Origin of the sequence: Agrobacterium pusense (assembly GCF_013285525.1) — a bacterium.
GTDB lineage: Bacteria > Pseudomonadota > Alphaproteobacteria > Rhizobiales > Rhizobiaceae > Agrobacterium > Agrobacterium pusense.
This window is the reverse complement of sequence record NZ_CP053857.1, coordinates 1,479,743-1,492,591: the sequence shown is the minus strand read 5'-3', so window position 1 is coordinate 1,492,591 and position 12,849 is coordinate 1,479,743. Positions and strand designations below refer to the sequence as shown.

Genomic DNA, 12,849 nt, shown 5'->3' with positions numbered 1-12,849 from the left:
CAGGGACCAACATGTACGATTACCCGGCCAGCATCGGCACCAGCCGCCACGAAAACGATATCCTCACCATCCTGACGCGCCTTCAGCGCCTCGGGCTGCCGGAGGACCCGATTGCCTTTTATGGCTCCTCATCTTTCCGGATATGGAACTCCATAGCCGAGGATCTGGGCACGCTCGACATCGTCAATCTCGGCTTTGGCGGCGGCACCTGCCTCTCGGCCGTTCACTACATGGAAAAACTCCTGCTGCCGCTGAGACCCCGGAGAGTGGCGCTCTATTTCGGCGAGAATGACATAGCCAGCGATGGCCTCAAGGCGGCCACGGCGCTGCAACATCTGCAGGCGCTCAGGCATCGCATCCTGCAGGCGCTGCCGCAGACGCAGGTTTTTGTTCTGGCCATCAAGCACAGCCCCGCGCGCTGGATTTATCGTGGCGAATTCGACCTTTTCAACCGCATGGCGCAGGACTGGTGCGAAAACTCCAACGACGCCGTCTGGCTGGACCCGAATGCTGGCCTCATGGGGGAAAACGGCCTGCCGATGTTCCGCTATTATCTTCCCGACCTGGTTCACCTTAACACCGCAGGTTACGCGGTCTGGGCGGAAGCACTTCGGAAAACGCCGGCGCTTCTCGCCTGACTTTCAGGAAAGAAGCCCGGCATCGACATGCTACCGCGTCGCCTGGGCGGATTCGATTGAGTCCGCCAGTATTTCCAGCCCAAGGTCGATCTCGGCATCGGATACGGTGAGCGCCGGCGCAATGCGGAAAACACCGCCCATGCCGGGCAGCTTGACGATGTTCATGCTGAGCCCTCGCAGCATCGCCTCCTGCATGATGCGGGCGCCCAGCTCGAAACCGGGCGCTTTCGTATGCCTGTCGGCCACGACCTCAAGCCCCAGCAGAAGCCCGCGGCCGCGCACGTCGCCGACACACTCGAACCGCTGTTGAAGTGACAGAAGGCCTTCCTTCAGGCGGTTGCCACGGGCGATTGCCTGCTCGACAAGGCCATCGCGGGCCACCACGTCGAGAACCGTAACGCCGACAGCGGCAGGCAACGGATCCGACACGTGGGTCGTATAGAAGAGAAAACCTCTCTCAAAGGCTTTCTGCTCCACCTCCTCGCTGGTCATTACCGCGGCGAGCGGGAGGCCGGCCCCCAGCGTTTTTGAAAGCGTCATAATGTCGGGTGTAACGCCATCCCGCTGAAAGGCGAACATGTGCCCGGTCCTTCCGACCCCTGTCTGGGCTTCATCCAGGATGAGCAGCATGCCGCGCTCGACGCACTTCTTCTTGAGCGCGGCAAGATAGCCGACGGGCAATTCGAGGATGCCACCGCTCGACAGAATTGGTTCGGCAATGAAGGCGGCAAGATTGCCGGTGGACTGGCGGTCGATCAGTTCGAAGGCGTCATCCAGCTCTGCCTTCCAGTCATTCGATCCGTCAGGATTCCTGAATCGCGGACGATAGGCATTCGGCGCTGGGATGACGAGCGAGCCAGCCGTTGCAGGGCCATAGCCTCTGCGGCCGGCGCTATAGGTTGCGGAAGCCGCAGCGCCGGTCATTCCGTGCCAGCTCTGGGCGAAAGCGACGATCTCGTGGCCACCGGTGACGAGCTTCGCCATACGGATGGCCGCCTCGTTGGATTCGGCGCCCGTGGTCAGCAATTGTACCCGGTCGAGACCCGGCGCGAGGGCTGCCAGCCTCGCCGCGAGCTCGACCACGGGACGGGACAACATCCCGGAAAACAGATGCGCAACCGACGCCATCTGCCGGTTGACGGTGGCGACGATGTCGGGATGGGTGTGCCCGAGCAGGGCGCTCATCTGGCCGGAGGTGAAATCGAGGATGGCACGGTCATCCGCATCATAAACGAAACTCCCCTCGGCCCGCTCAACGATGATCTCCTCGAAGGCAGGCCCATAACGGGTGAGATGTCTGTTGGCCGCCGCCCAGAAGGCCGGCTCCTCATTCAACGATGTGAAGTTCTTCGAAAGATCGTCCATGCCGAGGTTCCCTGTGTCTGATTTTGCCGGACAATAACAGGCTCTTGCAGCGGCAGTCCAATTGATAGTATTTCAAGCGGATATAGATAATCTTGATATCGCCATGCTTGATCTCACACTTCTGAAGAACTTTGTCACCGTTTGCCGCGCAGGCTCCATCAGCACCGCAGCGACGCAGGTGGGGCGCACGCAATCGGCGCTCAGCACACAGATGCAGCGGCTGGAAGAACAGGTGGGTCAACCGTTGCTGCAACGAACCGGTGCGGGCGTGCGGATGACGGCAGCGGGCGAAAAACTGCTGGCCCATGCCAGCACCCTGCTTGCCCGTCATGACGAAATCCTCGCCGACATGAACGGCGCCACGGTTCAGGGCACGGTTAGCCTCGGATGTCCCGAAGATTATTCCATCGCCTTTCTTCCCGAATTGCTCAGGGGCTTCTGCGCCACCTATCCGGAAGTCGATTTGCGTATGGTCTGCGCGCCGACGATAGAGCTGCGCCCTCTCCTTCAGCGCCGTCAGATCGACATGGCGCTGGTCTCGCGCTCGGAACCGGATCACTCTGAGGTTCTTCGAAGGGAAAGCTTCGTCTGGGTGGCGGACAGGCCGGACACGGAACTTCTTGCCAAGGATGTGCTGCCGCTCGCTCTTTCGGCGCCGGCGACGCTGGATCATCGCGCAGCGTGCAACGCCATGGAAACAGCCAATCGCCGCTACAGGATCGCCTTTGCCAGCAACAGCCTTTCGGGTCTCATCGCAATTGCGCGATCCGGCCATGCCATCAGCGTGCTCACGAGAACCGCTGTCCCACCGGATCTGCATGTCGTTAAAAGCTGGCTGCCTCCGCTGCCGACACTCGGCATAGCAATCGAATGCTCCGGCCCGCAGAGCTCCCCGGCGGCCAGGGCTTTGGGTGATCACATCCGTGCCGTTCTTCCAGGTTTGACCCCTTGATACATTCCACCCAAGGCCACCGCATTCGCGCGGCTTTTGGATGAACGCAATGCAGTTTCGCCCCAGAACCAAGAGAGGCCCGTTGTTCTTTTCAAACAACGAGCCTCTATCGTGCCGCTTGGCGGAGCGACCGAAGACAAATTCGCCTCCTGAACATGAACCTCAGATGAACGATGACCTTTAACAAAGCCCGAGAAACCACCCGTAAGAATCCGGCGTAACGGCAGGCCGGATCGTTGAGATAATTCCGGCAAAGCTTAGAAATTGCGTCGAGGGATCAGATCGGATCAAGACCCGCTCAACGAAAACGTGTATCCAGCGATCAGCGCAGCCATTTGGTCAAACCTTCGGACGCCCCTTCCGGGTGCACATCGGCAGGCGACCATCTGCGGCAGGAATATCTCATGGGGTTGATGGCTATGGGGCCAGCATTGCACATGCCGAAGGACCGGTGATGGAAACAAGACGAAACCGCGTCATCACGACTGGAATAATTCTGGGGCTTCTCGGCGCGATGATACCGATCGCCACCATGGCCTATGCGTCATGGATCATCGCGGTCAGGAAGGACCAGGACATTTTGAAGACGCTTGCCGATCAGGCTATTCAACGGGCGTCGGACACGTTCAGGGACGCAGAGAATGCGCTCGATGAGGTGGAAGCTGCCCGCTTGCCTTCCTGTTCCAACGACCACATAGAACTGATGCGCAGACTGACGATAAATGCACCGTCAGTGGAAGAAATCGGATATTTCGAAAACGGCGTCCTGAAATGCACCTCCTGGGGAATTGCCCAGGAAACGATACGCCAATCGCCGATCGATTTTACGACCGGTCAGGGATTAGAGGTGGCTATCCGCGTGGAGCCAAGCGCCAGTCGCGGCACACGGATGATCGCCCTTCACCACGGCGCGCACGGCGCACTTGTCAAACCCTCGCGGTTTGTCGACATCCTTATGGATGACAGCATGTCCCTGGCTCTTACGAACGAGCGGGGCATTTTGATAAATGAACTGAATGCACCCGACCGCGCCCTGGTGCCGGCGCCGGTCGGCAAGCCCGAGAAGGGCATGACGGAAGACACCATCTATGCTGTCAGCCGCCGTGACGATCTGGTAGCGATTGCGATGGAGCCACGTTCCAACGTCGCAGAGCAGGTGCGGCGTGAACGGATCTTGTTTCTTCCCGCCGGGGCGATTGTCGCTGCCTTTGTGGTCGGCATCGTGGCGTGGTTGTCGAAGAAGCGCCTGTCGCCACTCGCGGAGCTTGAGATCGCCGTTCGCAAACGGGAATTCATCGTTCATTACCAGCCAATCGTGGAATTGAAGACGGGCATCTGCGTGGGGGCGGAAGCGCTGGTGCGATGGAGGCGGCCGGGCGGTACGCTTGTCCGCCCCGACCTGTTTATCCCCCTGGCGGAAGAAAGCGGCCTGATCATGCCGATCACCGATCAGGTCATCGACGCCGTCATTGCCGATCTTCGCAAGGTGCTTGTCGAGGACCGAACCCTGCACATCGCCATTAATCTCTGCGCCGACGATATCAAGTCTGGCCGTGTTCTTGCGGTCATCGCCAGCAAGCTTCGGCATACGGACATCCGGCCCGAGCAGATCTGGCTTGAGGCCACCGAGCGCGGCTTCATCGACATCAACGCTGCAAAGGTCACCCTTGCCGAGGCGCGCCAGCGCGGCCATTCGGTGGCGATCGACGATTTCGGAACCGGCTACTCCAGCCTTCAATATTTGCAGGGCCTCCCCCTGGACGCGTTGAAGATAGACAAATCCTTTGTCGACACGGTGGGCAAGGATACCGCAACGAGTTCGGTCACATCACACATCATCGGCATGGCGAAAGCGCTGGGCCTGTTCACCGTGGCAGAAGGTATCGAGGCGGAAGACCAGCGGGACTATCTGGAAGGTCAGGGTGTGGATTTCGGTCAAGGATGGCTGTTTGCGAAAGCGCTTCCCGCCAGCGAATTCCTTGCCTATCACCGTCACGCAAAGCAGAAATACGGCGCCTCTCCCGAAATCATCAAGGCGGCGGGCCAATAGGACATTGTGGTGTGCGAGGTCGAATCCCGGGCTGGCAGGCAACACAGGTTGAAACTGCGATATCTCAAAAAGAGACCTCCCCAAAAGCATCTTGGAGGAGGCCAGTTGGGGAGGTCGTCCACGGTGACCAAGCCAGGGGCAGTTTCGGAGCGCTTGGCCACAAAGCCCATCGGACGGGCCGCTCTCGAACCGGGCACTGCGGCAATTGTTCCCTGCCAGGCGTTTTTCACGCGCGTCGCCAGCAAGGCCACACTGCGCGGGATGACTAAGCCCAATGCGTGGCGGATCGAGGTCGATCTGGACTGCCTTGTCTGCCCGGTGATCGGGATAAAATTCGATATAGGGAAAAGTCGATCCGACAATCAGCAACGTGTCGCAGTATATTGCATCCCGGTGATCGCAAGGACGGGAACCTGATCGAGTTTGGCATCATAGAGGCCTGTCAGCAGATTGGTGCCGCCGGGTCCCGAGGTCGCGAGACAGACCCCCAGCTTTCCCGTCCATTTGGCGTAGGCCGTCGCCATGAAGGCCGCAGACTGCTCATGCCGGGTCTGGATAAACCTTACGGCGTCCTGACGCTTGCGCAGCGCTTCCATCACGCCATTGATACCATCGCCCGGAAGACCGAAGACAGTATCGACGTTCCATGCGATCAATGTCTCCACCAGAATATCGGCTGCTGTGGTCATTGTCCGTTCCTCGCTCCTGTCGCACCCCGCCGATTGCGGTCGGGATGCTCATTTTTCAAGAGAGTTGTATTCGGCTCCACGATACGACGCTGTCGGGGTCATCGAGGCGGCCGAAGCGAGCCCCAAGGCAGCAAACCCGTCACCCAGGCACGCGCCCCTCCACACGGCTTGCCCACCGGGTTCAGATGATCGGCTTGCCGCCGGTCACGGCTATGGTTGCGCCGGACACATAGCTCGAAAGAGGATCGGCCAGCATGACATAGGTTGTCGCCAATTCGGCCGGCTGGCCCGGGCGCTTCATCGGCACCTGCTTGCCAAACTCGGCTACTTTCTCCGCGGGCATGGTGGACGGTATGAGGGGTGTCCAGATCGGGCCGGGTGCGACCGCATTCGCCCGGATGCCTTTTTCCGCCAGCAGCTGCGCCAGGCCAGCTGTAAAATTCTGGATCGCGCCCTTTGTGGTCGCATAAGCAAGGAGAGTAGGATTGGGACTGTCGGAATTGACGGAGGCGGTGTTGATGATTGCCGCCCCGGCCTTCATATGTGGAACGGCTGCCTTCGTCAGATAGAACATTGCGTGGATATTGACGGCAAAAGTCATCTCCCACTCGTCGTCACTGATGTCTTCTATTTCGGTGAAGGTGTTCTGATGGGCCGCGTTGTTGACGAGGATGTCGATGCCGCCGAGTTCCGTACGGGCCTTCTCGACAATCTGGCGGCAATGGGAGGATGACTGGATGTCGCCCGCCACCAGAACCGCCCTGCGTCCGGCTTCCTCCACCAGACGCCTCGTTTCTTCAGCGTCGTCGTGCTCGTCGAGATACGCTATCAATATATCGGCGCCCTCGCGTGCATAAGCGATGGCGACTGCCCGTCCGATACCGCTGTCGCCGCCGGTAATGATCGCCTTTTTTCCTTCCAGTCGGCCAGACCCGACATAGGTCTTTTCACCGTGATCAGGAACAGGTGACATCTCATTGGTACGGCCCGGGATTTTCTGTTGCTGTTCTGGAAAAGGGGGCTGCGGGTAACCGGTCATGGAGCTTTCCTGTCTTTCACAAAATAAACAAAGAAATCCCCGCGGCGCGCGCGGGGATCTTTCGGCTATCGGTAGTCACTAGGAGTTTTTATGGCTCTGCTGGCCGGCCTTCACATGCTGCTCATGCGTGCCGCCGCGGGTTTTGCCGTTGTCACCGCTGCCGGAGGCCGACGCAGACTGCGAACGCTTATCGCTGCCTTTATGGCTCTGCTGGCCTGCTTTCACGTGCTGTTCGTGCGTACCACCCTGATTTGCCATGGTATGTCTCCTCATGTTGGTGATTTATCACTCGCGCGCCTCATGGCCCGCACCAGTCGAACTGCGCGACTCGAAAGGAGTTCCGAGATTTAACATTTCGTGAGGACGTATTTCAGGGACCGGCGTGGAACGCTGGCTCGTGGCCCTTGAGCTTTTGGCCCAGATGGTCGGCAAGCCGCATGGCAAGCGCCACGGCCGGCAAGGTGGGATTGGCGTGCCCGCCCGTCGGGAACACGCAGCTCCCGGCGACATAGAGATTGGCGACACCGTGGACCTTGCAGTCACTGTCGACCACGCCCGCATCGGCTGTTGCGGCCATCCGGGTCAAGCCGATCTGATGGAACCCGTCATAGGCCTGAACACGAAGAGCCTGCCGCCGCTCCGAAGACGGGTGTAGAAAGTCGAGCTTCCCTACCCCATTTCCCCGCAGCCACTGATCCAGAAAAGCATGGGATTTTTCGATCGACTCCAGATCTTCCTCGCTGACCCGATAGTCTATCGCAACAGCGGCAGGCCGATCCTCCACGCCGGCGGGAGGCGGCAGAACCGTGCTGGCGTGATCAGGTATCTGCTCTGCGTGATAACGCAGGAGATAGCGCCGTGCCGGATTCACGAGCGGTGTTTTGCGATCGCGGCGGCGGAGGAACTGGCCGACTGTGGCCCGCAGATCGCGAAAAGCCGACAATGTAGGGACCAGATTCCGGAAATGCTCGCGATAACGAACGCCTGTAGTCAGGCGGGACCCTGCGGCCTTACCCTTGGCCAGCAGCCCATAAAGTCCGGTTAATTGCAGGGCGAGAAAGAGGACGGAAAGACCGGCAGAATGGTGAATGGCGTTCGATATGGAGATGGTATCGAGCCAGAAGACGGAATTGAGCAGACCCAGACGCTGCTGGACATCGCCTGAAAGCTGGAACCTTCGACGGAAAATTCCACCGGAAGGCGCTCTTTGAAAAGACAGCTGTTCCACCGTGGCGTCATTCTCAAGCTCGATCACCGCAATATAACCGGTAAGATGGCCTTGATAATAATGCCCGAGTGTCTGAGAAATACGCTCGGGCTGTTTCTTGCGCAGTTCGTGAAGCAAGCGGACATTGCCCACGCCGCCGCAGGCCAGCACCAGGGTCTTTACCGGAACACGCATGTCGCCATGCCCGTTGCTGAGCCGGATATGCGTAACCGCCCCCGTGGCGTCGACATCGATTGTCGTTGCGGATGTATCCGAAAGAAAATGTATCAAACGGGATTTTTCAATTCGCTCCCGGCATGTCACGCCAAGGTCCGGCTGGCTGCTCCACCACTCGATAGAGTCAAGATGGACATCTCCCGCCGGTGAAGCACCGACGCCCGGCGAGACAGGCGAAGCCCTGACATTCAGGAAGTGCAGGGCATCGGCATAATAGCGGCTTATACTCTCATGCCCGATCGGCCATCCGGAGTTGGGAACATGCGCACGCTCGAGAAAATCAATGTCATCGAACGGCACGCAACGCCCGCCCCAAAGTGACGTGGTTCCTCCAAGCCCTCCTGCCGTCGAAGAAGCCAGAGGCGCATGGTGGTGGTTTGTAACGCTGGCAAGCCGTCTATGATGGCCATTTCGGCCCGCCTCCACCAGCAGAACACTTACGCCCTGCCTTTCGAGGGCAAAGGCCAGCGCGAGCCCGACCGGCCCCGCCCCAATAACGCAAACCTGAAACGATATCGAAGACGCGCCCGGATTGTATTCGACCATCACCCCTCGCTTCCACGGATCATTTCCACACTAACGGAAGGTAGGGGGTGCCTTGCAACGCCAAGTTTTCACCGTTCACTTCGCGCCACTCGCCCCCCGGGCGGGAGCGCCGTACAGGCTAGCCAGAGAGCTCGCCGGGCGCTGACCCGAGTGCAAGAGAAGAGCTTATGCGGCAGCGGCTTCGGAACGATGCAGATGAAGAGTAATTTCAAAGCCGCGCCGTTCCAGCCAGCGGGCCACGACCCGGGGGCGAGCTTCCAGCGGCTCATCTGCGGGAACGATGCGAGCGGCATCATTCACGGGCAACACACAATGTCTGCCGCTGAGTTTCCGAAACGAAGCCAGCGTTAACCGTCGCCCCCCGCGCTCAGCCCGGGCAGAATTTTTTCTCGACATCGTGATTGCTAACTGGGGCAGTCCCCCTTTCCACCGACTTGGGCGAAAGACAGTGCGGGGCGATTTCTCTTTCAATTTCAAACGGTCACGTTCCCAACACTCCACGCAAATCGCCCAAAGAATTATCAAAATCGCGACACGCGAAATCTTTAGGCACACCCGCTTGCGAAATCGAAAACTTCGTGATTGTATAGACAACTTGAGGGCAGCAATAGAGGGTGGTCAAAAACCCCGGCTACAAAGGATTGTGTGCGTGATTACGTTCGATCAGGTCAGCAAGCATTATCGTGGCGCGACAACGGCTGTAGACAGGTTGTCGCTCACCGCGCCGACAGGAAAATTGACCATTTTCGTTGGCCCCTCAGGCTGCGGCAAGACCACATCGCTGCGCATGATCAACCAGCTGATCACGCCTTCGTCCGGGTCGATCCTTCTTGACGGCGAACCCACGGACAAGATGGACGTAGCGCTGTTGCGGCGTCGGATAGGGTACGTCATCCAGAATGCGGGTCTCTTTCCCCATCGAACGGTGGTGCAGAATATAGCGACGACAGCGCGCCTGAACGGCACCCCCAAGCAGCAGGCGCTTCGCACCGCGCACGATCTGCTGGAGCGCGTAGGACTGTCGGCTGCCTTTGCCGATCGGTATCCGTGGCAGCTATCCGGTGGACAGCAACAGCGTGTTGGCGTTGCCCGGGCTTTGGCGTCGGATCCGAAATTCATGTTGATGGACGAGCCCTTCAGTGCGGTCGACCCGGTCGTTCGCGCACAGTTACAGGATGAATTCCTGCGTCTTCAGCGCGAAATCGGCAAAACCATCATCATGGTGACACATGATATCGACGAGGCACTGAAGCTTGGGGACCAGGTGGCGGTGCTGCGCACCGGCGGTACGCTGGCGCAAATTGCCACGCCACGGGAGTTGCTTGCGCGGCCGGCGGATGAATTCGTCGCAGACTTCATCGGCCGCGATCGCGGCTACCGGATCCTCGGTTTCGCCGAGTTCAAGGAAGGCATTTCTCTTGGCAAGGAGCCGACGGCGGCCCTCGGCACCAGTCCCGAGTCACTCCGTCAGATTGCTACAGACCGCTGGGTCCTGATAACCGACGCCGCAAATCGTCCGCTCGGCTGGGTGGACGTCGAAAGCACCGGAAATACCGTGCGCGAAGGCGACCTTAATCTCAGCGGAACCCTCGCTGTCGAGGGGAGCAGCCTGCGCCACGTCCTCGACGCGGCGCTCAGTTCACCTTCAGGCCGGGGCGTGATTGTGAGGCCGTCCGGCGAACTCGTTGGCACTGTGACCTTGCCTGATGTTGTGGCCGCGATTGAGGCCACGCGCAACGGCCGTCAGGGGACGAGGTCATGAGGTTCGACTGGTTATACCGCGAATCCGGCCGCATCGCCGAACTGTTCGCCTGGCACGTATGGCTTTCCGTCATCCCCGTTGTGATCGGACTCATCCTGGCGCTGCCCCTCGGATGGCTCGCGCAGCGGGCAGGTCTTTTTCGCTCCGCAATGCTCGGCGCAGCCGGGCTGCTTTACACCATTCCTTCGCTGGCGCTCTTCGTCCTTCTGCCGCTCGTGTTGGGTACACGCATCCTCGATCCTCTGAACGTCGTCGTCGCGCTGACGATCTATGCGCTGGCTCTTCTGGTGCGAACCGTCAGCGACGGACTGGAGTCGGTGTCGCCGGATGTTGTCCAGGCCGCAAATGCCATGGGGTATCGCCCCATGCATCGTCTGCTCTTCGTCGAGCTTCCCCTCGCCGTTCCCGTCATTGCAGCGGGCCTGCGCGTAGCCGTGGTTTCGAATGTGAGCATCGTCTCGGTCGCGGCGCTGGTGGGGACACCCCAGCTTGGCCTGCTTTTCACACAGGGACTGCAACTGCGCTTTCTGACACCCATCATTGCAGGCATTATCCTGTGTATTGTTCTGGCGGTCCTTCTGGATGGCATTGTGCTTTTCATCGCGCGTCGTCTCACACCGTGGCAGGCTGGAGGTGCTGAAAGATGATCGACTGGTTTTCAAACCCGGCACACTGGACCGGCAATGACGGTGTCTTCGCACTTATTGTGCAGCACCTGGTGTATAGTTCCATCGCCCTCTTTTTTGCGTGCCTGATCGGCCTGCCGGTCGGCCTCTATGTCGGACACACCGGCCGTGGCGTTTTCCTGATTGCCGGTCTCGCCAATGCCTTGCGTGCACTTCCGAGCCTTGGCCTGATTGTTCTGCTGGTAATCCTGTTCGGACCCGTCTTTTCGTCAGACATGGCCTTTATTCTCCCCAGCATCGTCGTTCTGGTGCTTCTGGCGGTGCCGCCCATCATGAATGGCACATATGCCGGCGTGGCGGCGGTTGATCCGGCCGCGGTTGATGCGGCGCGTGGCATGGGCAAACGCCCGCTCGACATTCTCTTCGACGTGGAACTGCCATGCGCACTGCCGCTGATCTTTTCCGGTCTGCGCAGCGCCACATTGCAAATCATTTCAACCGCAACGATCGCCGCTTACGTGTCACTCGGCGGACTGGGCCGCTTGATCATCGATGGGCGGGCGCAAAACGACTATTATCAGATGGCAGCGGGCGCCGTGCTTGTTGGCGCTCTGGCGCTGGCCGTCGACCTGACGATAGGCATCATCTCGAAGCTGACGATCTCACCCGGACTGACGCGCCGCCATTAGGCGCGACATGCTTGAAAGACCGACGCATTTTCACCCAAGTAAAAAACAAGAGGAGCAGCTGCATGGCATTCAGGATTTTAAAAGCCGCTGGCGCATTGGCCTTCATGGCGCTTTCGGCGACCACATCGTTCGGCCAGACCGACCCGCTGGGCGCGGCCCCGGCGGCGCGAACGGACACCTCGACCATCATCGTCGGTTCTGCCGACTTCCCCGAAAGCCAGCTTCTGGCGACCATCTACGCCAAGGCGCTTGCTGCAAAGGGCATCAAGGTGGAGACGAAACTCAGCATCGGCAGCCGTGAGGTCTACATCCCCGCCCTGCTCGACGGCTCGATCGATCTCCTGCCCGAATATGCGGGTGCGACACTGAGCTATCTCGACAAAAACGCCACAGCGCACGCACCGGCGGACGTGGCGGCTGCGCTCAAGGCCGCTCTGCCAAAGGGCGTGTCGATGCTGACGCCATCTGAAGCACAGGACTCGGACGGCGTCGCCGTGACACGCGCAACCGCCGAGAAATACAAGCTGAAGACAATTGCCGATCTGGCACCGGTCGCCTCAGAATTGGTGCTCGGCGGTCCGCCGGAATGGAAAACCCGTAAAGAAGGCATCATCGGCCTCAAGGACATTTACGGCCTGGAGTTCAAGTCCTTCAAGTCCCTCGATGTCGGCGGTCCCTTGACGCTGTCTGCGCTGGTGAACGATCAGGTACAGGCGGCAAACCTTTTCTCGACGGATCCCGCCATTGCCGCCAATGATCTCATCATTCTGGAAGATGTGAAGAACCTCTTCCCCGCGCAGAACATTGTCCCGGTTATCGCGACGCCAAAGGTCAGCGATGTCGTGACAACGACGCTCAACGCCGTATCCTCAGCCTTGACCACCAAGGATCTCATCGTCATGAACGGTCGACTGGCCAATCATGACAGCTTCGACGTCGTCGCCGAAGAGTGGCTCACGGCCCACAAGTTGAACTGACCATCATTTGCGGGTATGGCACACCCATACCCGCATCCATGCATTTCCGTATGTCAGACGCCGAGATTTCGG

At 59.5% G+C, this 12,849-nt stretch carries 11 protein-coding genes and 1 pseudogene; 7 read left to right on the top strand and 5 right to left on the bottom strand.

Annotated features, from left to right (window positions below; translation table 11 throughout):
- The first annotated feature begins 11 nt into the window (after positions 1 to 11).
- On the top strand, positions 12 to 638 hold the full coding sequence (locus HQN82_RS20465; RefSeq protein ID WP_037090987.1) for a GDSL-type esterase/lipase family protein: 627 nt from the start codon (positions 12 to 14) through the stop codon (positions 636 to 638).
- 30 nt (positions 639 to 668) lie between these two features.
- Here HQN82_RS20465 and HQN82_RS20460 read toward each other — a convergent pair whose 3' ends face one another.
- Complete coding sequence (locus HQN82_RS20460; RefSeq protein WP_037090986.1) at positions 669 to 2,003, bottom strand: aspartate aminotransferase family protein; 1,335 nt, start codon at positions 2,001 to 2,003, stop codon at positions 669 to 671.
- Positions 2,004 to 2,106: 103 nt separating this feature from the next.
- Here HQN82_RS20460 and HQN82_RS20455 point away from each other — a divergent pair, with 103 nt between their 5' ends.
- Entirely contained in the window at positions 2,107 to 2,955 is an 849-nt protein-coding gene (locus HQN82_RS20455) for a LysR family transcriptional regulator (RefSeq protein WP_173615750.1), read from the top strand.
- Between the two features lie 454 nt (positions 2,956 to 3,409).
- Complete coding sequence (locus HQN82_RS20450) at positions 3,410 to 5,005, top strand: EAL domain-containing protein (protein WP_173615749.1); 1,596 nt, start codon at positions 3,410 to 3,412, stop codon at positions 5,003 to 5,005.
- Positions 5,006 to 5,385: 380 nt separating this feature from the next.
- Here the strand turns inward: HQN82_RS20450 and HQN82_RS20445 are convergent.
- From HQN82_RS20445 to HQN82_RS20430, 4 genes and pseudogenes are all read right to left on the bottom strand, one after another.
- Positions 5,386 to 5,694 (bottom strand): annotated as a pseudogene (locus HQN82_RS20445) (thiamine pyrophosphate-binding protein); the annotation flags it as partial.
- Positions 5,695 to 5,875: 181 nt separating this feature from the next.
- Positions 5,876 to 6,733, bottom strand: a complete 858-nt coding sequence (locus tag HQN82_RS20440; RefSeq protein ID WP_034498416.1) for an SDR family oxidoreductase — start codon at positions 6,731 to 6,733, stop codon at positions 5,876 to 5,878.
- 78 nt (positions 6,734 to 6,811) lie between these two features.
- Positions 6,812 to 6,991, bottom strand: coding sequence for a hypothetical protein (locus HQN82_RS20435; protein WP_006698694.1), 180 nt, complete (start codon positions 6,989 to 6,991; stop codon positions 6,812 to 6,814).
- A gap of 112 nt (positions 6,992 to 7,103) precedes the next feature.
- Positions 7,104 to 8,723 carry a GMC oxidoreductase gene (locus HQN82_RS20430; RefSeq protein ID WP_173615748.1) on the bottom strand — a complete coding sequence of 540 codons (1,620 nt, stop codon included), beginning with the start codon at positions 8,721 to 8,723 and terminating at the stop codon, positions 7,104 to 7,106.
- A gap of 649 nt (positions 8,724 to 9,372) precedes the next feature.
- Here HQN82_RS20430 and HQN82_RS20425 point away from each other — a divergent pair.
- The 4 genes from HQN82_RS20425 to HQN82_RS20410 all read left to right on the top strand — a co-directional run bounded on the left by HQN82_RS20425 (position 9,373) and on the right by HQN82_RS20410 (position 12,777).
- Positions 9,373 to 10,485: an ABC transporter ATP-binding protein gene (locus tag HQN82_RS20425; protein WP_173615747.1), complete on the top strand. Its 1,113-nt coding sequence runs from the start codon at positions 9,373 to 9,375 to the stop codon at positions 10,483 to 10,485.
- Entirely contained in the window at positions 10,482 to 11,132 is a 651-nt protein-coding gene (locus tag HQN82_RS20420; RefSeq protein WP_006698697.1) for an ABC transporter permease, read from the top strand. Before HQN82_RS20425 ends, HQN82_RS20420 begins: the two co-directional genes overlap by 4 nt.
- The gene (locus HQN82_RS20415) at positions 11,129 to 11,800 is read left to right on the top strand and encodes an ABC transporter permease (RefSeq protein WP_004438136.1); all 672 of its coding nucleotides are present in this window, start codon (positions 11,129 to 11,131) and stop codon (positions 11,798 to 11,800) included. Before HQN82_RS20420 ends, HQN82_RS20415 begins: the two co-directional genes overlap by 4 nt.
- Before the next feature lie 62 nt (positions 11,801 to 11,862).
- On the top strand, positions 11,863 to 12,777 hold the full coding sequence (locus tag HQN82_RS20410) for an ABC transporter substrate-binding protein (RefSeq protein ID WP_172873720.1): 915 nt from the start codon (positions 11,863 to 11,865) through the stop codon (positions 12,775 to 12,777).
- Positions 12,778 to 12,849 lie beyond the last annotated feature (72 nt).

Coding starts and splice junctions, on each gene's coding strand:
- HQN82_RS20465 (WP_037090987.1), top strand. CDS start 12: ATGTACGATTACCCGGCCAGCATCGGCACCAGCCGCCACGAAAACGAT.
- HQN82_RS20460 (WP_037090986.1), bottom strand. CDS start 2,003: ATGGACGATCTTTCGAAGAACTTCACATCGTTGAATGAGGAGCCGGCC.
- HQN82_RS20455 (WP_173615750.1), top strand. CDS start 2,107: ATGCTTGATCTCACACTTCTGAAGAACTTTGTCACCGTTTGCCGCGCA.
- HQN82_RS20450 (WP_173615749.1), top strand. CDS start 3,410: ATGGAAACAAGACGAAACCGCGTCATCACGACTGGAATAATTCTGGGG.
- HQN82_RS20440 (WP_034498416.1), bottom strand. CDS start 6,733: ATGACCGGTTACCCGCAGCCCCCTTTTCCAGAACAGCAACAGAAAATC.
- HQN82_RS20435 (WP_006698694.1), bottom strand. CDS start 6,991: ATGGCAAATCAGGGTGGTACGCACGAACAGCACGTGAAAGCAGGCCAG.
- HQN82_RS20430 (WP_173615748.1), bottom strand. CDS start 8,723: ATGGTCGAATACAATCCGGGCGCGTCTTCGATATCGTTTCAGGTTTGC.
- HQN82_RS20420 (WP_006698697.1), top strand. CDS start 10,482: ATGAGGTTCGACTGGTTATACCGCGAATCCGGCCGCATCGCCGAACTG.
- HQN82_RS20415 (WP_004438136.1), top strand. CDS start 11,129: ATGATCGACTGGTTTTCAAACCCGGCACACTGGACCGGCAATGACGGT.
- HQN82_RS20410 (WP_172873720.1), top strand. CDS start 11,863: ATGGCATTCAGGATTTTAAAAGCCGCTGGCGCATTGGCCTTCATGGCG.